The sequence below is a fragment of the Candidatus Pelagisphaera phototrophica genome, from assembly GCF_014529625.1.
Taxonomy (GTDB): domain Bacteria; phylum Verrucomicrobiota; class Verrucomicrobiia; order Opitutales; family Opitutaceae; genus Pelagisphaera; species Pelagisphaera phototrophica.
Genome location: NZ_CP076039.1, coordinates 1,479,870 through 1,502,744, shown reverse-complemented (window position 1 = coordinate 1,502,744; position 22,875 = coordinate 1,479,870). Strand labels below are relative to the sequence as shown.

The following is a 22,875-nucleotide window of genomic DNA, read 5'->3' as shown; positions in this document are numbered from 1 at the left end:
AATTTGCCCATCTCCCTAGAATCAATTGCTTGTTTCCACCGAAGTTGGTCTCCCACTCAGCGCAAAGGCTGAGCTCTCTTCTCTAGGTGATATCGCATAGTAGGGAATCAGCTTCTCTGATATGCGCCTGAAAGAGGGCACAGCCGTTCCACTTCCTGACACCGGCATGTCGGTCCTTGATCCGTCAACAATCACAGTAATTACCACACTGGGGTCATCTGCAGGGAAAAATCCGGAAAATGAGCCGACGTGATGATGGGAAGAGTACCGCCCATCAACGATCTTTTGCGCGGTACCCGTTTTCCCGGCAACACGATAGCCCGAAATAAACGCCCCATGGGCCGTCCCTCCAGGGGAAGCGGTCTTAACGAGAAGCTGAGACAGGGTCTTGGCCGTTTCACTTGAAATGACGCGGCGCTTCACCATCGGGCCATAGGTCACCGCCTCCTTGTTTTCAGTATCCAATATCCGGGAAACCACTTGAGAACGCATTAGCAAACCTCCATTTGCCACCGACGCCATAGCGTAATGAATCTGCAAGGGTGTCGCCGATATGGCGTGGCCCATCGTCATTCGTGAAAGCGTCAGCCCATCCCAATTCCGAACGGGGTGAAGAATCCCTCTGGATTCAATTCCAATGTCCAGGCCTGTCTTTTCGCCAAATCCAAATCTTCTTACATACTCGTAGAACTTTTCTGAGCCCACAAGCGTTCCTAAGTGGGCAGCCCCGCGATTCGACGAATAGGTAACGATTCCCTCGACCGAGAGAACCCCAAAAGTCTTCCAGTCTTTTGGCAGTTTTGCGACATACCCATTTGGCATCCTCAGTGTCGGAAGCGAACAGTCAAACTCCGATTGAATATCTACCACGTTCTCCTCCAAAGCAGCGCTCGCGGCAACGATCTTAAAGGTTGAACCTGGTTCGATCGGATCAGTCATCGCTCGATTCTTATGGTTCGATTGATCGAATTTTGTGTAGTGGTTAGGATCAAACGTCGGGTAATTTGCGAGACCTAACAGGAATCCGCTATACGGATCGGAAACAATGATACACGCTGATTCTGGCTGGTACTCTTGCGCTATTAGATAGAGTTCCGCCTCGATCTGGTGCTGCACATACGAGTCAATCGACAAGGCCAGGCTCATACCGTCCCTCGCTGGGACATAACGTCTTCTAAATTGCGCCATTTCCTGGCCTGCCGTAACTTCTGACTCACGCCAGCCACGCTGCCCACTCAGGTAGAAATCAAACTCTTTCTCTATCCCGAATACGGATTCGCCATCCCGCCGAACGAGTCCGACCACATGGGAAGCTAGCGATTTCTTAGGATATACCCGCTCGTATTTCCGCGTTCCATACAACCCGGAGATCTCTAAATCTACGATTTTCTGGTAGGTTGCTTCGTCAATCCTCCTCGCCAATAACCGCCATCTTTCTCGACCAGATTTTTGACTCTCAGGCAATCGGTTTTCAACTACGCCGAACCCTTTTTCTACATCCCATAGTTCCTTCCCCAGCAGCAGACTTAGCTTGGAAAGCTTACCCAAGTCCTTTTCCTGCAACAGTGTAGGGTCAATTCCTACTTCCAGCAGCGTTTGACTGGTAGCAAACAATTCCTTTCCACCATTGAGATCATAGGTGAAAATATCCCCTCTTCTCGAATTTAGAGGAATCACCCGATACCGGCTGTTTTGCAATTCCTTGGTCAGTCGAGGGGCATCAACTACGTGCAATTTGACTAGGCGATACCCTATCGCCCCGTATCCAAAAAGCATACACAAAGCGAGCGTCCAGAATCTTATTCTTGGAGCAAAGCTCTTCGCCATTAGCCACTAATTACCTGTAGAAAGGGATGCGGTGAAAACGCTATTCGCGCTCTTTTCGTACAACCGCGATTCAACGTTCTCCGTTACGTGTACAATCTGAGTATAAACGGGTTCCCGAAGATCCAGATTGAGTTTTCGATTCAAGTCCATGAGCCGATCTGTCGACATCGCTATCGCCAGTTGGACATCTAATTGGGAAAGCGATCGACGCTCTTCTACAATCTTTTGCTCGATCGCGTGAAGCCGGTTCGCCGTTTGCGACGTCTGGTGCCGCATCCAAACGGTCAAAACGCCGAACCCTCCGACGAGGGCTAGTGAGGTCAAGGAATAAAGAATCAGGCGATTCAGAATTCGATTAGCCTTGCGGGAATTATTTGATTTCCGATTCATCTGGCTTCCAAAGTCGACGAAGACGAATCCTGAAACACCGGATACGCTCTATCGAATGACTTGAACGAAATTGATGGTTTATTCGAGCCGATTGCCTCGCTTCTTTTGTATTCAAATGCGCCACTTTCCAATGGCAAATGTATGGTCAAGGCCACGAATTGACGATTCAGCGCTTCTTTAAGTGTAATACTGTTATTCATTATCCTGCTACTCCTTATTGTGTTGGTGGTTATTATGCCTCACGACTCCGCCTTCCTTAGCACTCTGAGTTTCGCGGATCTACTCCGCGAATTTACCGCGACTTCCGCATCACCGGCTACTGCTGGGCGGCGGGTAAGCAACTCCGCCTTTACTTCACGCATGTCTTGGGGCCGATTATCTCCCGGCTCCGGTCGTCCCGCCCATCGCCGAAACAGATTCTTTGCGATTCGATCTTCCAACGAATGAAAGCTAATCACACACAATCTGCCGTTTGGCTTTAACCGCTTGAACGCAGCTGGGAGTCCGACTTCGATGACATCGATCTCGTTATTAACCGCTATTCGAATCCCTTGGAAGGTTTTCGTAGCGGGATGGATTTTCGAAGCAAAACGCAGCCTTGCCGGAGTGCAGGATAGGATAAGTTCCGACAGGTCTTGGGTGGCTTTGAGTGGTGACTGGGTCCTGGCTTCGATGATAGCGTCGACGATGCGCCGCCAGTTTTTTTCTTCTCCGTAAGCGCGGATTGCTTGTATCAGCTCTCGCCGACTCGCAGACGCGAGCCAGTCAGCAGCTGAAATCCCCGTTTCGGGATTCATTCGCATATCAAGGGGAGCTTCTCCTCTAAAGGAAAAGCCACGATCTAACTGATCGAGTTGAAAAGAGGAGACTCCAAAGTCAAATAGGATGCCGTCGAAGGGCCCCTCTTCTAAATTCTCCAGATTTGCGAAATTCATGCGGCGAAACTGAAATCGGTCGCCAAATTCTTGAGTAAATTGATCCGCTCGCTCGATTGCTTGCGGGTCTTGATCCAGAGCAACAACGCTTGTGTCGGCCGCTTCTAGGATCATCCGCGTGTGGCCTCCACCACCGAAGGTGCAGTCCAGATAGACCCCTCCGCCTTTGGGATCGAGAAAAGTCAGCGTTTCTTGCGAAAGTACTGGAACGTGACCCTCCATCGGCGCGTTTGAAAGGAAGCTATCTAAATTTGAAATCATAGAAGCCTTTTTCCCTCTGCTCAGTAATTCGATCGCTCGCTTCGGACCTCCGTTGGTTGGCCAGGTCTTTCATGCTCTTACGAACCGTCACTTTGTCAGGAGCCGGATCACCAATCTCCCAATTGTCGCGGTGGTGCTCAACTCCGTGGCCGAAGGTCCCACTCATTCCAAAAAGCTGGAGTCGACCTATCCCATCACCTCGACTTAGGCGGTCGGAAGTAAATCCGAAGATCGATAAAATTATTGAGTTTCGTCTCTTTATCATGCGTGGACCCCTCCTCTACCAGTTAGCTCGCTTCATTAGTTTGCCCAAATCTTCATTGTTCGATTTGGGATCGATGTTCGCCCATCTTTCAGGGCTCCAAATTCGGAAGTTAACCATACGCCCTACAAGGATCGCCTCTTTTTCAATTCCAGAGTGTAATAGGAGATCCTCCGGCAAATTGATCCGGCCTTGCTTGTCACAGCTAAAAAAAGTAGCTTGTGAAAATACTTTATCCTGCAACTCCTGAGCGTCCTCGTCACTTAGCTGCTGCGCTTCAATTTTATCGTACAGCTTCGCCGCCTGCTGCGGCGGAAGTACCAGAATGCAACCACTGGGATCAGGCAGTGCCAAATATCCATCATCTGAATCTCCATCAAATCGCCACTTCGAAGGAATCGCTAAGCGACTCTTCGAATCCAAGTTACGCTGGTGTTGGCCAACGTAGATCGTTCTGGTGTGGGATGACATGGGTGAATTTTATGAGGTTCCTAAATAATTCCCCCAAAACTCCCCATTTCTCCCCACCTTGTCAAAATATTTCGCCACCTTGACCCATCTTAAGTATGAACATTTTTCGAACGGGGCTTCGTTTAGCGGGCTTTTTACCGCCCGGTTTCCAAACCGCGGAATCTAGAGGGGATCAAAGGAATTAGTCCCTAATTTCCGCGTTACGATATCAAGCCCGGCATTGAAAATCTAAATTCAAGTCTTAGTTTCCTGAAAATGATTCCACCAAAAAACATGCAGCTGATTGGTTCCGAACTAGCGATCGCTTGGGAAGATGGCAAAGAGAGCTACATCGACTCGCCTAAACTCCGGGCCAATTCTCCCAGCGCTTCAGTGTCTGGGGAAAAGGACATCTTTGGCACGCAATATGGCGGCGAGGCAGGGAAGGACCACTCGCAAGTCGAAATCGAATCGTGGACTCCGGTTGGCAGCTACGCCTTTCGATTTCATTTCTCCGACGGGCACAACACCGGAATCTACTCCTACGACCTGCTACGAAAATTGGGGGAACTTTGATCGTGTCCAACCTCGTTGAAGCGATTTCGTTCGACGCCGCGGGAACACTCCTTTTTCCCAAGCCTTCGGTCGGAGTAATTTACCAAGAGGTGCTCGCGGCACACGAGCTAGTGCTCGATTCCCACCAATTGGAGCAGGCCTTCCAAGCTTCGTTCAAAAAGGTCAAAAAAGACCCCTCCATCCTCGAACCTGAAATTCGTGAACGTGCCTATTGGAAAACGGTGGTTGCAGAATCAATCCGGCGGCTAACTTCGCTGCCCGATAATTTCGAGACCGTATTCGCAGAGCTATGGCAGGAGTTTGCTAAAGGAAGCCGATGGAGACTAAACGAAGGGGCATTCGATATCTTCGACTTTCTAGACGGCCAGGGAACCCCATTCGTGTTGCTAACGAATTGGGACGCACGCGTTCGATCCGTTCTCCTCGACCACGGGTTACAGGACCGATTTTCCTACCTCTTCATTTCGTGCGAGATCGGATCCGAAAAACCAGACCGAGGCATTTTTGATTTTGCGGCCAACTCTCTAAGCATTAAGCCAGGCAATATTCTCCACGTAGGAGACCACTACAATCAGGATGTTCTCGGAGCCCGAAATGCTGGCTGGATGGCCGCTCATTTTGCATGTGCGAATGGATCTACGGCGGAGGACGCCAATACGGTATCCCGTTTGGGTGAGCTATGCGACAGATTTGAATTCGCCTAAAACTTAAGCGCCAATTCGCATCATTGGCTTTACAGTGAAGATTCTCTTCGATTCATTCTTCCGACTATGTCACAGAGCTGTCTACACGAAAGGTCTTCCAAGGAAGAAATCGAAAAAGGTTTAGCACTTCAGCCAAAATTCGACGAGAATGGGTTGATCCCTTGCATTACGACCGATGTGCATACCAACCAAGTTCTTATGTTCGCCTTCATGAACAAGGAAGCACTCGAGCTCACCATCGAAACGGGGAAGGTCACCTATTTTAGTCGGTCGCGCGGAACAATCTGGGTGAAAGGCGAATCCTCGGGCCAGGTTCAAAAGCTTCGAGAGCTTCGCACCGATTGCGACCAGGATGTCATTCTTTGCAAAGCAGACATTGGGGAAAAAGGAGCATCCTGTCACAACGGATACAAGTCTTGCTTCTATCGAAAGCTGGAAGCCGATTCGAACGAGCTTGTCTACGACGGGGGTGAACCTCTATTTGACCCGGACAAAGTCTACGGCAAAGGCTGAGATTCTAGACACGCTATTCGGTCGACCAACATGACTGCTCCCGTATCCTACCACATTGGCTGTCCCGTCTGGACCTGCCGCGACTGGTTTGGGTCCGTTTTCGATCGGAATGTTGAACCGAACGAATCGCTGCGGGAATATGCCAAGATTTTCAATACTGTAGAGGCGAACTCTGTTTTTTACGCCCTCCCTCCTTCAAGCAACCTTGAGCGATGGATGGCTGAAACCGGGCCCGGGTTTCAGTTCTGTCCGAAATTTCCGAAGGCTATTTCGCATGAGCGTCGACTTGTGGACGCGAAGGATGAAACGAATTCTTTTCTCAAAGTGCTCGAAGTTCTCGATCATGGAAAGCGACTCGGGCCGAGTTTCCTCCAACTTCCTCCTTCATTCAACAGCAATAGCTTCAAGGTCCTCGAAAGCTATCTAGAATCATTGCCATCGAATTTTCAATACGCTGTCGAACCTCGGCATGTCACCTGGTACGATAAGTCGGAAAACGAGCAAATGCTGAACGATTTGCTCCAACGGCTCGGCATGAACAAGGTTGTATTCGATAGTCGCCCCCTTTTTGCCAGCGAACCTGCAGACAAAGATGAGGCAGCGGCGCAATCCAGAAAACCGCAAACTCCTGTGCGAAAATCAGCGCTAGGCCAACATCCCTTTCTGAGACTGGTCGGCAAGAACGACCCATCCTCAAACCAACCGTGGCTAAAGGAATGGGCTCCTATCATCAATAAGTGGATACTAGACGGGAAGAGGCCATTTATTTTTACTCACTGCCCGAACGAAGCCAATGCCCCCTACCTGGCTAGGGCACTTCACGAGCAACTTAAAAAGCTCAATCCACTTCTAGAGCCATTTTCAAATTTCGCCAGCGATTCGAAGAAAGCGGTTGAGATCCAGAAGCAGCTCGACTTTTTTTGATGGCTAGACAATTCGCCGCTAATTTAGCTAGCGAATTTCGAATACTTCAACGAGGCCAACTCCTGTTTCGCCGCCGACTCCACTAACGACCACCGAGTATCCTCCCGGATCAAGAGTCAAAATCGTTGCCGCGTCTTTGCTGCCTTCGTTGGGCACTTCCGCACCGGCTCCGATCATTTCGCGAATCAGAGTATCCTTGTACAAGGAATCTCCCCAGTCATCGGACTCGCCCACGATGTTTCCAACACCGTCTACTACGATTAGTTGAATATCCGAAATCGCGTTTTGTACATCTCGATCCAATAGTTCCGGTCCAAGCGCTCTCACGAGGAGATTCGCCTTCTCTCCTCCTAATACCCAAAACCCAGCAATCAATACATTCTCTCCAATACCTACTTCCGCGCGGGTTGCTATATTCACTAAACGGACATCACTATTCAGCCGATCCTCATCCGCATCAAACGCTTCCGCTAAAACGATGCCATCTGCTTCTCCAATATTAGGTCCTACAATTGCAGTGTAACCAGAAACTGGAAACGAGCCAACAATCACGGAATCCTTGCTTCCTTCCGCTACCGCCGAAGCTCCTGATCTCGGCATCAATTCTGCTAAATAATCTAGGTCGTTGCCCGTCCCCCAATTATCGTTGCTCAAATCAACACTATCTCCACCAATAGATAGCAGCCGTATCTGTGGATCCAGCATAGCGCCTTCAACCTCCCGATTAAGCAAGTCCGGTCCAATCGCGCGAATGATCATCTCCTTTTCACCGGATACGCCACTTAGAAAGTAGCCAACAATCATGGCCGACTCACCGGAGCGAGCGATTCCTCGAGTCGAAATATTGATCAGGCGAGCGGATGCCTCAATTGCAATTAGCAACGCCGGGGAAGAAACACTCGTTCCCTCAGAGTTGGTGACACTAAGCGTGTATTCTCCCGCATCCGAATTCGAGAAAGAAGCGATTGAGTAAGTCGGCTCAGTCGCTCCAGTAATGGGAGAACCGTCTAGATTCCAATGGTAGGTAGCGGCCAAAACAGACTCCACTTCAGCTGAAATAGTAACAGGCCGTCCAACCTCTACCGCTCTTGGCATCGGCTGGGACTTAAAGAAAGGAGCGACCGGTTGCACTTCGACCACAAACTCGTCTGAAACTTCGTTCCCGTTTGTATCTGTAGCTGTAACCACGATCGTTGTGGATCCCAAACCTGCTCCGCCCGGCGCAACAAAGAGCATTGACCCATCGAAAGAGGCGTCAGCGATTTCTGGAGCGGAACTGGTAGCCGCGAAGGATACCATAGAGGGACTACCGTCAGAATTTGGCAGCGCCGTCACGCGTCTGGCGGTCTCTAGTTCAACCATGAAATCAACGGTAATATCATCACTTGCGTTACCTCCCAATGGAAAGTCATCGTAAGGGTATCCGCTATTATCCAACGTAAGCGTATAGGTCGGAATCGCATGAATCGCATCCGCAATATCCATTCCAGATCCAATGACGCGGGCGAAAACGGTGAATCCACCGTTTTGTGTATCCAGGATATTCGAATTATCGGCCATGTTAATAAAGTAGCCACTGGTAGCGCTATCAGGCTGATCAGGAAGTTTCGCCATCGAAAGCGTGCCTCTCAGATTCGACAGGCTGAATTCGTTCACCACGGGATCTCTGATAACCACCGATTCTATCGGGAGTGTCGCGGTAAAACTTCCCCCTTGAATTACAAAATCGGCGATTGACCGGTGAATCACCGTTTTATCAAACGTGTTGTCATCAACGTAGCTGAGGAAATTCTCGACGTTAAGTGGAGCGACATCGGACAGCATTTCAATACTCACGGCCCCTTCGTCGAATTTCATTTCAACGATCTGGCCTGTGACTCCGTCGATTTCAAAAAACTCTGAGAGATCAATCTCCACAGGATCTCCGCCGATCTGAGCCGTCTGGTCCTCAATCGCCTTCGTCGATTTGAGTTGCAGCGTTTGGCTATGCAGATTTGAGCAAAATAAGAAAGCTGCCAACGCGGCAGCCAGAAAGGACTGTAGTTTCATGTATTTAATGGGAGTCGAAATCTGTAATGACTAGGTCTCAGTACGGTCTTCAAAGCCATACGGATTCATAATTCGAAGGCAAAACAAGACCGATGTTCCCGACAAAAGCGATCAAAGACTTATTCTGGGGGAATTTTCTCCTAACGTCACTCCACCTTTCCTGAATTATCACCCATCGCAGTCTGAACATCATCCGCGACCGCCTCGCATAGTTCGATCATCGCGGTTCTGGCATCAGCCGCCCTTCCTTCAATCACAGCTAACGCCACCTTTCGGTGGGCTGAAAGCGACCGTCTCATCGCTCTAGGAACACTGTCGGTCACTGAACGACTCCGGGCCAGTGCCGCCCCAATGTTAGCCGTCACCGTTTTCAAAAACGGGTTGCCCGATGCTGAGAATATCGACTCGTGGAACGCCATATCCACATCGACGCAAGTCTCCATCGAACATTCGTCGGCGTCAAATTGATCACAAGTAGCTTCCAGTTCCTTAATGCAAAGCCGAATGCCTTCCCGCTCACTTTGGGTCGCTCTCTCGGCTGCCATTTCAGCAGCGGCCGGTTCAATCGCTTTTCGAAATTCAGTCAGCCACGTTATCACCTTTTGGTCAACCTCACCACTCATCGACCAAGCCAGGACATCCGGATCTGTCAAATGCCAGTTCTCGCGTGGCTGAACACAGGTCCCAGTACGGGTTTTCACTTTCAGCAATCCTTTAGCGGATAAAACTTTGATAGCTTCACGGGTGCGTTACGACTCACCTTCAACTCTTCGCGCAATTCGTCCTCGATTGGCAGGGTCGATCCGGGTGGATGGGCGCCCGAGACTATCTTGAATCCAAGTTCATGGACAATGGATCCATGTAAACTTCTAGAAGGATAGGTATGGGCAATTCGGTTTCGCATAAAAACTTGATTCATCGAATGATACTATCAATCTAATGGAAGTTCGGAATGCTCAATCAAATTAGGAGCAGACATATCATAGACACTCATATCACAGGGATTGGGTTCATCGAAAATTCAGCCACGTTTTTCAGGGACACGATCAAAAAGACTCAACTTTTTAGGTTCAGGGAGTGGAGTCAGACTAAGGAATCTCTCTTAGCTCGACTTGTTGGAGGGACGATGGCAATTCAAGATTTACAGAGCGAGGTAAGCAAAAGCCAAATCATCAACGTTTCCCGGAAAACCTTTCTGACTTTCGGGCTATAGAATTCGCCCATACAGACACCCTATCCGATAATACATCATGAAAAAGTCGATCGACGCCCTTAAGAGTCTTGGCCTACCAATCGGTGATTCAAATGTCGCTTCGTTCCAGTCTTTTAGCGATGGTGCCCAATACCGTATTGAAATACCCAGTACTGAAACCCCTGAGGCGTTTCAGCTCATGCTAGACGAAGCCGATAGAATTGGATGCCCCGTACACAGGATCAGCCAAGGAAGCGGCATTCAAATGCTAAGCGACGCCCAAATCAAGGCGTTCGCAAGTCTCGGGGCAGAGCGGAATATCGAAGTCTGCCTATTTACAACACCACGGGCCAACTTCGATGTGGGCGGACTGTGGAATGCACCGGTTGGCAAATTAATCCAATGGCAGGTTCGTGGTGCGGAACAGATTCGTTTCAGCCTGGACGATGTCTTCCGGGCTTGTGACCTAGGAATCCGATCCTTTCTAATCGCAGACTTGGGATTGATTCAAATCATCAAGCAGTTGCGCAACAAAGGCGATCTGCCTTCTAACCTGATCGTAAAGTCCTCTGCAATTCTGGCACCCGCCAACCCAGCCTCATGTAAGCTTCTCGAGGAGATTGGTTCGAACACCATTAATGTATCAACCGATCTTTCCACGGCCCAGCTCAGTGCAATTAGACAGGCAATCAAGGTACCGCTGGACGTGTACATAGAGGCGCCGGATGGGCTCGGGGGATACGTCCGTCACTTCGAGACACCCAATATGATACAGTTCTCCGCGCCAATCTACGTAAAGCTTGGGCTCCGAAATTCAACCGACATCTATCCCTATGGGAAACAGCATGAGACCCTAGCCCTCAACTTGACTCAAGAGCGGGTACGCCGGAGCAAACTCGTCTATGATCTCATCCAGCGCGAGATGCCCCATGCCATAATGTCCAAAGTGGGTATCCACCATGAGGATCTAGGAGTTCCCGTCCTCTAACTTTTGTTGCCTCAAAACTGGAATTCAGTGGATCTTCGTAACCGATTGAATACTATCCGTCCTTTTCAGATACAAATTTCAATTTGCAACTGCACCCATAAAAACCACAACAATCATGCCCGTTGACGAAGCGATTCAAATCAAAGGAAACTCAATACTCGGATTTAGCGAAGCCGCTGGTGGCACCGAATCGGTAAAAGCCATCGACCCTTCAACTGGAAACGAAATTGAGCCCCCTTTCGTTGGCGCCACGAGCGCTGAAGTCGAAACCGCGGCCGCTCTCGCCCAAACCGCCTTTCTCAGCTATTCCAAGAAGAGTGGCGCTCAACGAGCCGAATTCCTCGACGAAATTGCCTCCCAAATAGAAGCACTCGGCGATACCCTCACTCAGAGAGCAGTGCAGGAGACCGGTTTGCCAGAAGCTCGGATTAAGGGCGAAACGGGAAGAACCACTGGCCAGCTCCGGCTTTTCGCTAATGTTGCCGCGGAGGGTTCATGGGCTCAGCCTCGAATCGATACCGCTATCCCCGATCGGGCTCCGCTACCCAAACCCGACATTCGGTCTATGCAACGACCCGTAGGCCCTGTGGTGGTTTTTGCTGCAAGCAATTTTCCCCTAGCGTTCTCCACTGCGGGAGGCGACACCGCTTCCGCTTTGGCTGCAGGGTGCCCCGTCATCGTTAAAGCCCATTCCTCGCACTCAGGGACAGCTGAGCTAGTAGCTCGCGCTATTCAGAAAGCAGCTCAGCAAACCGAAATGCCTGACGGCGTCTTTAGCCTTCTTTTTGGTGGAGGTCGCTCAGTGGGATCTGCACTTGTGTCTCATCCCGCGATCAAAGCTGTGGGCTTTACCGGATCGACCGCCGGAGGAACGGCTCTCATGAAAATTGCTTCCGAGCGCAGCGAACCCATTCCCGTCTATGCTGAAATGGGTAGCGTTAATCCCGTAATACTACTACCGCAGGCCCTCGCTATCCGTGCTGGCACTATCGCGAGTGGGCTTCATGTATCTGCAACCATGGGAGTCGGACAGTTCTGTACGAATCCTGGAATCGTGTTCATCAAAAAGAGCCCCGAAGGAGACGCATTCATCGAAGACTTCGTCCATAAGATGAAGGAAACCGCACCGCAGGTAATGCTCAATGCCACCATCCGTAACGCCTACTGCGACGGTGTGAATCATCTTGAGAACAATAGTCGTGTAACGACCCATGTCGCAAACGCGGAGAAAGGATCTGATGGGGCTTGTCTCGGGACAACGACTGTCTTCGAAGTGAATGGATCAACCTTCCTTAACGACGAATCTCTCAGCCATGAAATCTTTGGTCCGGGAACGACCCTGGTTCGTTGGACTGACAAATCTGAATTGATACGCCTACTCGAGAATTTCGTGGGACAACTGACCGGAACGCTGCACGCCACAGGCGAGGATATTTCTGAATACAGCGAAGTGGTCTCGATTTTAGAGCGAAAAGTGGGACGGATTGTCTACAATTCCTTCCCCACCGGGGTCGAAGTTTGCCACTCCATGGTTCATGGGGGTCCTTTTCCTGCCACTTCAGATGGACGAAGCACTTCTGTCGGCACGCATGCCATCACCCGATTCACCCGTCTAATCGCCTATCAAGACAGTCCCCAATCTCTTCTTCCTCAAGAGCTCAAGGATGGAAATCCTCTTGGCGTGAGTCGGCTCGAAGACGGAGCTTTACAGAATCCAAAACGATAGACTCGTCTTGGGACTCGAGTCACCTCGTTAGCTCGCTTCTTCCACAATCTTCCGACTAGGGTTCAAAATCCCTTTGACCGTAATCGTAAACCAATTGCGTAGGTCATCGAGTAACGCGTAAAAAAGCGGGACCACGATCAGCGTTAAAAAAGTTGATACCATTAGACCTCCAATAATCACGCGCCCCAAGGGCGAATACGACATGTCCATAAGCTTAGACCCGCCAATGGCCATTGGTATCATGCCAATTATCGTGGTGAGCGAAGTGATCCATATGGGTCGAAAGCGGCGGCGACTGGCCTCCCGCAACGCTTCGTTTCGAGCAAGTCCCTCCCTCATAAGCCTCTGAGCCAGATCTATGAGCACGATTCCGTTGTTCACTACGATCCCCATCAGAATCATGGCTCCGACACTTGCCATACGATCGAAGGCAGTCCCCGTCGCAATCAGTATCCATACGACTCCTACACCTGCCATTGGTACAGTAGCTATCACCGCCATCGGCATGATAAAGGACTCAAAGAGAATACCCATGAGAAACAGAACGAAGATGAATATCATCGCCAAGGCAAAGTTGACATCCTGAGCCTCCTTATCAATCCGGTATGAGGAACTACCTCGATCCCATCGATAGCCTCTTGGCATTTCAAAACCTTCCATGAGTGCGTGGATTTTGGCGTTGGTGGCACGAAGATCATCCGTATCCATCATCGCTTTAATCCGCATGGATGTTTTTCGATCGTCGCGCCTTATGGAGTAGGTAGAATCCCGAAAACTTAGCGACGAAATTGACTCTAAAGGAACCTCCGTTCCACTACTTGAGAGGAAACTAATCCTACTCAACTCATCCAGCGACTTACGGTCTTCTTCTCTTAACCGAGCCTCGATATTGATTTCCTGCCCGTCCTCTGTGTAGAAACGACCCACAGAAGATCCCCGCATCGTCGCAGAAATTCCATTGGAAACATCTCTCGTGCTTATTCCTAGTTTTTGAGCCTGTTCGCGATCTAACTGGATATTCAGCTCCTGAATATTTTCCTCCAAATCCATATCGATCGCCACTAGCTCTGGAATTGACTCCAATCGTCGAGCCACCTCCTCACTCAAGCCATAGAGTGTTTCAGTATCATCTCCGTAGAGATACAAATAGAACGATCGTGTTGGATCACTTGAACCCCTGCTTTTGTACCCATAGCGCATTATCAGTCCTGGAGGCATCTCCAACCGCTCCGCAACATCGCGCATAACGTCTGCTCGAGTCATAGGCGTAGGTTGTCCCATTCCGACAAGATCTCTAGCCCAGCGAAACGCTACCTGATACCAGTTCAAGGACTCCTGCCTCATATTCATGCGTACATACATCGAAGCATAGCTGTGGTAGGAGGAGTAAGATTCGAAATCGTACTGTCCTCGGTTCTCCTCTAAGAAGTCTTCTACATACTCCACCCATTCACCGACCTGCTCCTTTTGCACCCCAGCAGGAAGATTGAAACTGATACTAATCACACTCGCATTGCTACTCCCTTCACGACGATCGATCCACTGATCGTAGACCGGATAAAAGGAACCTCCAACTAGAATGATAATCACAAGCATCGCTAGTCCTTTGTCGTTTAACGAATACTTCAGAAGCGACCCATAAATTCCGCTCAGTTTACCCGATTTTCTACCACTCACGGACTTTATGCGCTTCGGAGAAAAAGTTTTAGTCGCTAGAGGAATTAGCAAAAGGGCTATTCCCAATGACGCACTCAATGAGGCTATCACCGGAATTCCAATACGATAAAAAATGAAACGGATTTCACCCCCCGCATCCATCAATAGCAACGGGATGAACACCGCCATGGTTGTCAACGTAGCCATGGTGATCGCTAACGAGATTTCACTAGCCCCCATCAAGGCACTCTCCTTCGGATTCAGTCCACTTTCTCGCTTTGAATGTATGTTCTCCACCATGACAATAGCGTTGTCAACGACAAGGCCAACTGAGATTAGAAGTCCCATCATTGTGAGAATATTCAGAGTCCAGTCCATGAAGTACAACACGATCACCGAACACAAAAGTGACAAAGGAATAGAAAGGGTGATCGTCAGAGTGATCTTTATTGATCGTAGAAATGCTAATAGAACAATAAATGAAAAAATACCTCCCCAGATTGCCGACGTTTTCAAATTTTCAATCGACTGAATAATATGCTTTCCCTGATCCTTAAATACGCGAATTTGAATTCCCTCCCAACGTTTGGAATCGGTGAAACGATTGAATACCTTGTTCACCTGTTCGCAAATATCCACAATGTTCGCCTCCCCAGAGCGCTTAATTTCAATGCCATAGGCGCGCCCTCCTTCCAATCGCCAGGTCCCCGAACTCTCCAGCTTGCTTATATAGACCTCGCCCAAGTCTGCCAGCCGAACACCTTTCTCTTTGTCTACGATAAAATTTTCAAGATAGCTCAGATCTTCGATCCGTCCCACTGAGCGAACCATGTATTCCTGTCCCCCTTCCGCTACCCGCCCGGCGCTTAGGTTCAAGTTCTGGTTCCGCAATCGTCTCGATAGCTCAAAGACATCAATGTTGTGGGACCGTAATTTATCTTGGTCCAAAGATATTCGTATTTCCAGTCGGTTATCTCCATGAATATCCACCTCCCCCACTCCGTCGATGCGTTGTAGGGCGGGAGCGAAATAGCGCTCTATAAAAAACTCCGGATTGTCGATGTTTTCTCCCAAAGTCATGGACGCGAAAAGGATTTCCTCATCATCAGAGTCGTGCTTATATACGCGGATCTGCTCCACTTCCTCGGGCATCTCGACTAAGACGCGATCCATACGGTCCTTGATATCATCATAGGCGGCGTCCATGTTGACGCTATTATGGAAGTAGATGTAAGCCCTTCCAGAGGTTGAATAGGCACGCGTATGAACTCGATCGATACCTGTAACCGTACCCAGAATATCCTCCATTGGCTCAACAACCTTATCTAGCGTATCCAACGGAGTAGAGTCTGGATAGTCCGCCCGAACATAGAGACGCTTCTCCTCCATTCCGCTTGGGAAAAGCTCCACTTTGATCCGAGTATAGGCAATCACTCCAAGCACTAGAATCGTAAGCAACCCCATCATAACTGTAATCGGCCGATTGACCGAAAGCGATGGCAATAAACTATATTTAGACTTATCCACGATAAGATTTTAACCCCCCAGAGCCGCTTCTCTCTCTAATTCCTCCACCATTTCTTCCGACTCTACTTCGATCTTTTTATAGTCTACCAAGAGGTAGACTGAAGGAATGACAATAAGCGTTAGGAATGTTGAAGTTGTCAGGCCTGAAATCACAGTAATAGCCAAGGGCACTCTAATCTCCGAACCTTCCCCCAGCCCAAGCGCCATCGGGATAAGTCCTAAGACAGTGGTCATCGTAGTCATTAAGATAGGACGGAAACGCGCTTGTGCAGCAGTCTTCACCGCCTCCATTTTTTCCATTCCACCCCGACGTAAGTTATTTATGTAGTCGACCAGTACGATGGCGTTGTTCACGACGATGCCTGCGAGCATAATCAGTCCGATGAATACAAGGATATTGAGCGACCATCCTCCGAGGAAGAGAACGATAACGACCCCGATAATCGCGAGAGGTACCGTAAAGAGAATAATCAATGGATGGATCAGCGACTCGAATTTGCTAGCCATAACAATGTAAACCAAGAAAAGTGCCAAGGCTAGCGCGAACATCAAGCTGTCAATTGAGTGCTTCATCTCAGCCGCCTGACCCGTCACATCATAGTCAAACCCAGGTGGCAGTTCCAACTTTAACAAGGCGTCCTCGATTAATAACGACGCTTCCGATAGATCGATCCCATTTACATTTGCAGAAATGATCGCACCGCGTTGCTGATCCAAGTGTCGTATTTCATTCGGCCCTTCTCTAACTCTCAAAGTGGCGATCGATGACAGTGGTATAGGAACTTCACTCCGAGGGTTTATGATGATGCTTCTCAACTCGTCCAATCCCATCCGGTCATTCTCTTCCAGTCGGACCATGATGTCGACTTGTCGGTCTCGCTTTTGAAACTCCGTCGGAATTTGCCCCTGGATCTTGTTTCGAACGAGCTCGGCCACCGTTTTCAAATCAATATTCAATTGAGAGAGCCGCTGCCGATCATAAATAATCTGAACTTCTGGATTTCCCTTTAGTACGCTCGATTGCACATCAACAATTCCTGGAATCGCCTGAATTGCCGCAACAACTAAGGTGCTCGCGATTTTCATGTCTTCTAGATCATGGCCAAACAGTTCTACTTCTATGGGAGCCTTTATACTAAAGAGCTCCGGATAGCTGACCTCGATCTCTATGTCGGGAATGTTGGAAGCATACTGCCTTAGATCCTCCAGTACCGTTGCCTCCATCTGCTTGCTGGAACCGTCAATCAGAGCGGTCGTAATGACCCCAGTGTTTTCCCCTTCATCCGACCCACTAGAAGCTCCGCCATCCGTTCCCACAAGAACCGCAGTACGGGCTACATATTCGCTTTCTAGAACTCTCACCTCAATTGATCGAATCACTTCAATCGTATCCTCAATCGGAGTACCCACCGGAAGTTTGACCTTCACATTAAACTCACCCTGGTGAACCGAAGGTATCAGTTCGCTTCCCAACCGGGGAAAGACAAATCCAATCGTGAGGCCGAAAGAAACGAACGCGATGCTCGCAACGAAAATCTTGTTGTTCAGCGCCCAATTCAAAAAGTTCCGATAGAATGAGAGGATACTTTCGAAAGCAAAATCGAAAACTTTCAAGAAAGGTCCTATGGCACGGATGAGCTGTTTACCCACCCATACGAATAGCCCGAAGACGAACAGTATCGCCATGAAGAGGAAGGTAACCACCTTACCCAGCAAGCACATGAGAATTCGGAAAGGAAGAGACGTAAACAGGACCAGCGCCACCACAGGATAGGCTAGCCCCGCTACGGTTCGGTAAAGCCACCCACCCGTATTAAAACCTTTATGATAACTGTGAATGGACCCAGTAAACTTTTGCCAGGAATCAGTCAAAAAAACGAGACTGAAGACATCCGATAGCTTTCTAGCAGGCCGATCGCCTTCGTCACCAAATTTTCGTGACGCGAGCATGGGTATAAAATAGAGAGACACTGCAAGAGACGCTAGAAGCGAAAAGACCACGGTCAATGACATGTCACCAAAGACCTGACCGGCAACTCCCTCCACAAAAACGATTGGCATGAATACGGCGATTGTCGTCAAGGTAGAGGCGGTCACCGCACCTCCCACTTCTGACACGCCTCGAACTGTGGAATCGACAAAGCTGTCTCCTTCCTCACGGCACCGAAAAATGCTCTCCAACACGACGATCGAATTGTCGACCAGCATTCCGACGCCAAGAGCCAATCCTCCCAGTGAAATGATGTTCAATGACACATCCGAAAGCTCCATCGGAGCGAAGGTGGCGACGATCGAGACAGGAATAGTAATCCCGATAATCGCGGTATGCCCTACGTTTCTTAGAAATAGAAAAATAACGAATACCGCTATTAGTCCGCCAATTACTGCGTTCCCCTTTACCTCGTCAATCGACTGTTTAATGAAGATAGACTGGTCGGTAAGCACCTCTAGGGAATAGCCTTCCGGCAAAGTGTACTCGACATAGTTGGTCATGGCTCTTTCTTCCCGAGCGGCGAGTGCGGCCAACCGCCTTTCCTCGCTTGTATTCATACTCCGCTCGGCACGATTTCTCCGACCACCGTTTTCAGCTAACTGATCCGCAACATAATCCCGCTGCTCGGGTGTCCCATAGATGCGGTTTCGAACTCGCTGTGCTACCTCGACAATGTTCGCGTCGGCATCCTTGTAGATCTCAATTTCAACGCTCTCTCGGCCATTCACTTTGGTCTCGATTTGAATTTCCTTGTGACTCCGCTCAATGTCAGCGATATCACTGAGCAATACGTTGACCTCGTTTTTTCGAGCAATCACGATCGATCCGATTTCCTCAATCGACTTGAACTCATTCAAAGTGCGGATCGAGTATCGTACTCTACCTTCCTGCAGACGCCCACCGGGCAAATTGACATTATTTTGCGCTAAGCGGGAATTCACCTGCTGAATATCTAAATTCAAGGAAACTAGCTTATCCTCGTAGATGCGAACTTGGTATTCCTCCTCAAGTCCTCCGATGACCTTTACCGCCGCTAGGCCTTCCTCTCCCTCCAATTCCCGCTGGACAATTTCCTCCGCATACAGCCGCAGCTCGTCCAGGGGATAAGGACCTGTCATCCCTATCCGCATTATCGGGTCCAAGGTCGGATCGTATCGGAGAATGAGCGGCCGTTTCGCATCCCGCGGCATTCTCACCCGGTCCAGCTTTTCCCGAATGGACTGTGTCGCCTCGCTCATGTCCGCGCCCCAAGCGAACTCCATGATAATATCCGACTGGTCGGCTTTGGAGATTGAGGTGATCGAATTCAGTTTTTGAATAATTCCCAGTTCTTGCTCTAAGCGTTGCGAAACCTGTGTCTCCACTTCCTGAGGAGCCGTCCCCGGATACTCGGTACGCACCGTCAGAGTCGGGTACGAGATATCAGGCATCAAAGTCAGAGCCAACTTGCGATACGAAACGTACCCGAAGACGCAAACTGCGAGAACGATCATTAAAACAGACACCGGCCGGCGCGTCGCTATTGCAAAATGGGAAACTTTTTTCACAACACGATCCTATCCTCAGGATTCAAAGACCAGACGAAGCCATCTAATTCCACTGATTCGCAAACCAGAAACAGTTTCGGCCTGACCGTATTCAACGTCTCACTGCGGTGAAATCCAGGCTCAGCCTTGGCCTGCATCGCTTGCATTAGTTATGCCTTGTTCGGCAGCTACCGCTTCTTTCACAATCTTGACATTCGCTCCATCTTTGAGAGCACTCTGACCCATCACGATTACTAAGTCTCCTTTAACAATATCTGATGTGGCCTGAATAAAACCGACATTGGAGTAGCCTTCCTGAAGAAGAGTCTTTTTGGCTTTTCCATTTTGGACCTTGAAAATGTACTTTAGGTCACCTTCGTGTACAATCGCCTCCTTTGGAATCAGAACCGCGTCATCACTCGTATCCACAATTACGCGTACATTTACGAACATCCCCGGGTAGATGGGCATACCGTTCAGTTTAGATACTGCCACTTTTGCTTTGAACGTCCCACTTTCGGGGTCAACAATTGGACTCACCAATTTAACAAACGCGTCATATCGGACACCTTCAATTAAATCCGAGTCGATAACGGCTTGAAGACCTTGCTCGATACTCAGCATGTGCTGTCCTGGAATGTTCACATTGGCGAATAGCTCGTCCAAATTCATTATCGAAAACATTGCTCGGTTAGTAGCGACTCGCCGGCCTGCTTGGGTATTGCGCTCAGTTACGACGCCACTCACAGTGGAACGTACAATCGTGTTTTCCAATTGGATCTTAGCTCGCTCGAATCTCAGCCGCATTTGCTCGAGATCGAATTTCGCATTGTCGTATTCCTGTTGGTTGATGAGCTTACGCCAGTACAGGTCTTCCGTACGCTTAAAATTCGCTTTCTGGTGCTCATAGCGGGCTTCCGCCTCCTCCGCATCTACACCCTCCTCCACATTTTCCATGAGTGCGAGAATTTGCCCAGCAACAACGCGATCGCCCTCCTCGACATGCACCTCGAGAATAAGACCTGCAGTTTCAGCAAATATTTCTACCGAACTCTCCGTTTCAAGGACTGAGTCGAAAACGAGGGATGAAGTGATAATACCTTCCTCCACTTCGGAGACCTTTACCGGAACAGCCGGGCGGATTCTAGCCGCTCTTTCCTGCCTTTCGTCTTTACCAGACTTACCCTTTTCCTCTTTCGCTTCGTTGGACGCGGTCGTTTTTCCTGGGTCACCACTTTTCGAACACCCGCAAAAGGAAATCGATAAAGCTAAAAACAGTACTGTACTAATCCACGATTTCATTTTCGTTACAAGTTACTGATTGTGACCTAACTCTGGACAGTATCTTTTACTCCATTTGCACACGTTGAGAAAGAAAATTTTTAGGTAGGCGATAAAGTTAGTTCTGTAATCTCAGCCCTCTTCGTGGCGGGTTGGAAAACTTCACTCCCTTTGAACCAACCAAATGGGCACTATAATATCCCCGCTATCCCTATCTTCCCTTTTTAGCGATGTAGTAGACCACACCACCTATCATGAAAAGAGGCAGAAGCGTCAAAAACACAGTTGTACCATAGTAGGCATAACGCGACGCTTCATTTGTGACCGAGCAAACCGCACACGCATGCACAGCTTTCTTTGCCGCTAAGCAAAGTAAGATTCCAGTAACAAGTCTGAGTCGCCTAAGATCCATGCTTACTAACTGAGATACACAAGTACATACAAGATGGGCCAAATACCAACGACAAAGAACCAAAACAGCTGGACCGCATGAAAGGTATCTTCCGTCAATTGCCCTGCGTTCAGCTTGACGGACAGACGCCATAGCCCGATCAAGGCCCCAACTGCGTGAATTGCGTGCGTGCCGATAACAAGATAGAAAAAAGCTCCATACTGGCTAGAGGTCATCGTCAGTCCAAAACTCAAGAGTCGAATCCACTCAATACCTTGAATTCCAACAAAAGCCAAACCCAGCCAAAGCGTAAACTTGACCTGCTTTCTGACAACCTCGCCTGTAGGATCTGCTTTAAAGGAGCGGTATGCCTTGAAAATCATCCAGCCGCTCGCAAACAAGACGAGTGAATTTAAAGCAGAGGCGACGATTGGAAGTCGAGGCTGGTCCGGCGGTGGCCAGGCTTCAGCAGCAGCACTTATAATTAGAAATGCGCTTATCAATGCGGCGAAAAACATCAGCTCAGCGGCGATAAACATCAGCATGCCGAGAGCACTGCTGTTCAATCCCCTCTTAGGCCTGGGGACCTCACGTCCTCCATATGCTGGCTCCATCGTTTTCATATCTGAAACTGCTAACTTACGAATCCTGTTTTAAGCCAATTAATGCGACTTTTCTTCGCTGTGCGATTCGTTGTGAGATTCGCTATGGCTGTGATCATCTTCATGGTGCTCATCTCGAGCGATTACCTCTGCTAACGCTTTGTCCTCAGAGTATTTCTTTACCCAATTATGTCCATTAGCGAACATCGCATCGGTTGCCGTTCCGAAAAAGAAAACGAAAAGCAATGAAAGGCAGGCCAGTAGAATATAGGGAGCGTAGATCTTCTCGACTTTCAAGTGCATGAAGTACGCACAAACCAAGTAAGCTTTCCATATTGCGATACCAAAGGCGGTCGACAATACTAAAAGTGCCCGTGAAACTCCTTCCAAGCCTAGAACGTGAGCCATTTCCGGACCGAGTACACTGATGATAAATAATATGAGCAGAGTAAAGTAGATCTTTAAGTAACTGGGATGCTTGTGTCCTGACATTTTTCGGCTTTTTTTTTGATTACTTTGCAATATACATCAACGGAAATAAGAAGATCCAAACGATGTCTACGAAGTGCCAATACAGTCCTATGTTTTCCACACGGTGCCAATTGCGCTCATTTTTGATGTCGTTTTCGGCTATAATCGCCATGATCACCATTCCACATAACACGTGGAAACCATGCAATCCTGTTGCTAAGTAATAAAAACTCCAGAAGTTGCTCGTGAAGATTGTGTAGCCGTGCAAAATTTCTGTCGCGTATTCGTAGGATTTGAAACCCATGAAGAAACCGCCCAGCATGATAGTTAGCCAGATCCACATGCGCGTCTTATTGGCATCTTTTCGCTCCGACGCAGCGTGCGCGAACACGACAAAGAGGCTGGAAGTCAAAAGCCAGAAGGTGTTCGCCGCTCCGATAAAGGTGTTCGTGTGTGCCGCCTCTGCAGACCATGATGGTCCATGATTAAAGCGGTTTAGTAAGTAGGTAGCGATGAGTCCGCCGAAAATAACGATTTCCGAACCGATTATCCACCAAACTGCTAAGCGACCTGTGGGGATTCCTGTGCGACTGCGACTTGTAGCTACTATTTGGTGAGCCATATTGAACTT

General features: G+C 49.0%; 21 protein-coding genes. 6 read left to right on the top strand and 15 right to left on the bottom strand.

What is annotated here, in order from left to right; translation table 11 throughout:
• Positions 1-21 precede the first annotated feature (21 nt).
• The 5 genes from GA004_RS06540 to GA004_RS06520 form a co-directional block, all read right to left on the bottom strand.
• Positions 22-1,827, bottom strand: a complete 1,806-nt coding sequence (locus GA004_RS06540; protein ID WP_283396513.1) for a peptidoglycan D,D-transpeptidase FtsI family protein — start codon at positions 1,825-1,827, stop codon at positions 22-24.
• Between the two features lie 6 nt (positions 1,828-1,833).
• A complete protein-coding gene (locus GA004_RS06535) occupies positions 1,834-2,217 on the bottom strand; it encodes a hypothetical protein (protein WP_283396512.1) in 384 nt (127 codons plus the stop codon).
• A 239-nt stretch (positions 2,218-2,456) separates the two neighbouring features.
• Entirely contained in the window at positions 2,457-3,413 is a 957-nt protein-coding gene (gene rsmH / locus GA004_RS06530; RefSeq protein ID WP_283396510.1) for a 16S rRNA (cytosine(1402)-N(4))-methyltransferase RsmH, read from the bottom strand.
• A complete protein-coding gene (locus GA004_RS06525; RefSeq protein ID WP_283396509.1) occupies positions 3,394-3,579 on the bottom strand; it encodes a hypothetical protein in 186 nt (61 codons plus the stop codon). The genes rsmH and GA004_RS06525 overlap by 20 nt, the downstream gene beginning before the upstream one ends.
• Positions 3,580-3,693: 114 nt before the next feature.
• On the bottom strand, positions 3,694-4,146 hold the full coding sequence (locus tag GA004_RS06520; protein ID WP_283396508.1) for a division/cell wall cluster transcriptional repressor MraZ: 453 nt from the start codon (positions 4,144-4,146) through the stop codon (positions 3,694-3,696).
• 255 nt (positions 4,147-4,401) lie between these two features.
• On the opposite strand from GA004_RS06520, the gene GA004_RS06515 reads away from it, so the two are divergent.
• From GA004_RS06515 to GA004_RS06500, 4 genes are all read left to right on the top strand, one after another.
• Positions 4,402-4,701: a gamma-butyrobetaine hydroxylase-like domain-containing protein gene (locus GA004_RS06515; RefSeq protein WP_283396507.1), complete on the top strand. Its 300-nt coding sequence runs from the start codon at positions 4,402-4,404 to the stop codon at positions 4,699-4,701.
• Between the two features lie 2 nt (positions 4,702-4,703).
• Positions 4,704-5,405 (top strand): HAD-IA family hydrolase, encoded by a 702-nt coding sequence (locus GA004_RS06510; protein WP_283396506.1) that lies wholly within the window; start codon positions 4,704-4,706, stop codon positions 5,403-5,405.
• A 66-nt stretch (positions 5,406-5,471) separates the two neighbouring features.
• Entirely contained in the window at positions 5,472-5,918 is a 447-nt protein-coding gene (hisI, locus tag GA004_RS06505) for a phosphoribosyl-AMP cyclohydrolase (RefSeq protein WP_283396505.1), read from the top strand.
• A gap of 30 nt (positions 5,919-5,948) precedes the next feature.
• A complete protein-coding gene (locus tag GA004_RS06500) occupies positions 5,949-6,842 on the top strand; it encodes a DUF72 domain-containing protein (RefSeq protein WP_283396504.1) in 894 nt (297 codons plus the stop codon).
• Between the two features lie 27 nt (positions 6,843-6,869).
• On the opposite strand, the gene GA004_RS06495 is transcribed toward GA004_RS06500, so the two are convergent.
• From GA004_RS06495 to GA004_RS06485, 3 genes are all read right to left on the bottom strand, one after another.
• Positions 6,870-8,891, bottom strand: coding sequence for a peptidylprolyl isomerase (locus GA004_RS06495; protein WP_283396503.1), 2,022 nt, complete (start codon positions 8,889-8,891; stop codon positions 6,870-6,872).
• 146 nt (positions 8,892-9,037) lie between these two features.
• Positions 9,038-9,592, bottom strand: coding sequence for a FadR/GntR family transcriptional regulator (locus GA004_RS06490; RefSeq protein ID WP_283396502.1), 555 nt, complete (start codon positions 9,590-9,592; stop codon positions 9,038-9,040).
• A gap of 2 nt (positions 9,593-9,594) precedes the next feature.
• Positions 9,595-9,810 (bottom strand): GntR family transcriptional regulator, encoded by a 216-nt coding sequence (locus tag GA004_RS06485; RefSeq protein ID WP_283396501.1) that lies wholly within the window; start codon positions 9,808-9,810, stop codon positions 9,595-9,597.
• A gap of 331 nt (positions 9,811-10,141) precedes the next feature.
• Between GA004_RS06485 and GA004_RS06480 the strand changes: the two genes are divergently transcribed.
• Both GA004_RS06480 and GA004_RS06475 read left to right on the top strand, forming a co-directional pair.
• Entirely contained in the window at positions 10,142-11,071 is a 930-nt protein-coding gene (locus GA004_RS06480) for a U32 family peptidase (protein WP_283396500.1), read from the top strand.
• A 115-nt stretch (positions 11,072-11,186) separates the two neighbouring features.
• Positions 11,187-12,797, top strand: coding sequence for an aldehyde dehydrogenase (NADP(+)) (locus GA004_RS06475; RefSeq protein ID WP_283396499.1), 1,611 nt, complete (start codon positions 11,187-11,189; stop codon positions 12,795-12,797).
• A gap of 27 nt (positions 12,798-12,824) precedes the next feature.
• Here GA004_RS06475 and GA004_RS06470 read toward each other — a convergent pair whose 3' ends face one another.
• From GA004_RS06470 to GA004_RS06440, 7 genes are all read right to left on the bottom strand, one after another.
• Positions 12,825-15,980, bottom strand: a complete 3,156-nt coding sequence (locus tag GA004_RS06470) for an efflux RND transporter permease subunit (protein WP_283396498.1) — start codon at positions 15,978-15,980, stop codon at positions 12,825-12,827.
• A 9-nt stretch (positions 15,981-15,989) separates the two neighbouring features.
• Complete coding sequence (locus GA004_RS06465) at positions 15,990-19,520, bottom strand: efflux RND transporter permease subunit (protein WP_283396497.1); 3,531 nt, start codon at positions 19,518-19,520, stop codon at positions 15,990-15,992.
• A 120-nt stretch (positions 19,521-19,640) separates the two neighbouring features.
• Positions 19,641-20,801, bottom strand: a complete 1,161-nt coding sequence (locus tag GA004_RS06460) for an efflux RND transporter periplasmic adaptor subunit (protein ID WP_283396496.1) — start codon at positions 20,799-20,801, stop codon at positions 19,641-19,643.
• 190 nt (positions 20,802-20,991) lie between these two features.
• The gene (locus tag GA004_RS06455; protein WP_283396495.1) at positions 20,992-21,192 is read right to left on the bottom strand and encodes a hypothetical protein; all 201 of its coding nucleotides are present in this window, start codon (positions 21,190-21,192) and stop codon (positions 20,992-20,994) included.
• 5 nt (positions 21,193-21,197) lie between these two features.
• Positions 21,198-21,785, bottom strand: a complete 588-nt coding sequence (locus tag GA004_RS06450; RefSeq protein ID WP_283396494.1) for a cytochrome c oxidase subunit 3 — start codon at positions 21,783-21,785, stop codon at positions 21,198-21,200.
• Positions 21,786-21,833: 48 nt separating this feature from the next.
• Positions 21,834-22,265 carry a cytochrome C oxidase subunit IV family protein gene (locus tag GA004_RS06445; protein WP_283396493.1) on the bottom strand — a complete coding sequence of 144 codons (432 nt, stop codon included), beginning with the start codon at positions 22,263-22,265 and terminating at the stop codon, positions 21,834-21,836.
• Between the two features lie 19 nt (positions 22,266-22,284).
• Positions 22,285-22,866 (bottom strand): cytochrome c oxidase subunit 3, encoded by a 582-nt coding sequence (locus tag GA004_RS06440; RefSeq protein ID WP_283396492.1) that lies wholly within the window; start codon positions 22,864-22,866, stop codon positions 22,285-22,287.
• Positions 22,867-22,875: the final 9 nt, after the last annotated feature.

Excerpts from the sequence above, each read along its gene's own strand:
- GA004_RS06540 (WP_283396513.1), bottom strand. The coding sequence starts at position 1,827 with ATGGCGAAGAGCTTTGCTCCAAGAATAAGATTCTGGACGCTCGCTTTG.
- GA004_RS06535 (WP_283396512.1), bottom strand. The coding sequence starts at position 2,217 with ATGAATCGGAAATCAAATAATTCCCGCAAGGCTAATCGAATTCTGAAT.
- rsmH (WP_283396510.1), bottom strand. The coding sequence starts at position 3,413 with ATGATTTCAAATTTAGATAGCTTCCTTTCAAACGCGCCGATGGAGGGT.
- GA004_RS06525 (WP_283396509.1), bottom strand. The coding sequence starts at position 3,579 with ATGAGTGGGACCTTCGGCCACGGAGTTGAGCACCACCGCGACAATTGG.
- GA004_RS06520 (WP_283396508.1), bottom strand. The coding sequence starts at position 4,146 with ATGTCATCCCACACCAGAACGATCTACGTTGGCCAACACCAGCGTAAC.
- GA004_RS06515 (WP_283396507.1), top strand. The coding sequence starts at position 4,402 with ATGATTCCACCAAAAAACATGCAGCTGATTGGTTCCGAACTAGCGATC.
- hisI (WP_283396505.1), top strand. The coding sequence starts at position 5,472 with ATGTCACAGAGCTGTCTACACGAAAGGTCTTCCAAGGAAGAAATCGAA.
- GA004_RS06500 (WP_283396504.1), top strand. The coding sequence starts at position 5,949 with ATGACTGCTCCCGTATCCTACCACATTGGCTGTCCCGTCTGGACCTGC.
- GA004_RS06495 (WP_283396503.1), bottom strand. The coding sequence starts at position 8,891 with ATGAAACTACAGTCCTTTCTGGCTGCCGCGTTGGCAGCTTTCTTATTT.
- GA004_RS06485 (WP_283396501.1), bottom strand. The coding sequence starts at position 9,810 with ATGAATCAAGTTTTTATGCGAAACCGAATTGCCCATACCTATCCTTCT.
- GA004_RS06480 (WP_283396500.1), top strand. The coding sequence starts at position 10,142 with ATGAAAAAGTCGATCGACGCCCTTAAGAGTCTTGGCCTACCAATCGGT.
- GA004_RS06475 (WP_283396499.1), top strand. The coding sequence starts at position 11,187 with ATGCCCGTTGACGAAGCGATTCAAATCAAAGGAAACTCAATACTCGGA.
- GA004_RS06460 (WP_283396496.1), bottom strand. The coding sequence starts at position 20,801 with ATGAAATCGTGGATTAGTACAGTACTGTTTTTAGCTTTATCGATTTCC.
- GA004_RS06455 (WP_283396495.1), bottom strand. The coding sequence starts at position 21,192 with ATGGATCTTAGGCGACTCAGACTTGTTACTGGAATCTTACTTTGCTTA.
- GA004_RS06450 (WP_283396494.1), bottom strand. The coding sequence starts at position 21,785 with ATGGAGCCAGCATATGGAGGACGTGAGGTCCCCAGGCCTAAGAGGGGA.
- GA004_RS06445 (WP_283396493.1), bottom strand. The coding sequence starts at position 22,265 with ATGTCAGGACACAAGCATCCCAGTTACTTAAAGATCTACTTTACTCTG.
- GA004_RS06440 (WP_283396492.1), bottom strand. The coding sequence starts at position 22,866 with ATGGCTCACCAAATAGTAGCTACAAGTCGCAGTCGCACAGGAATCCCC.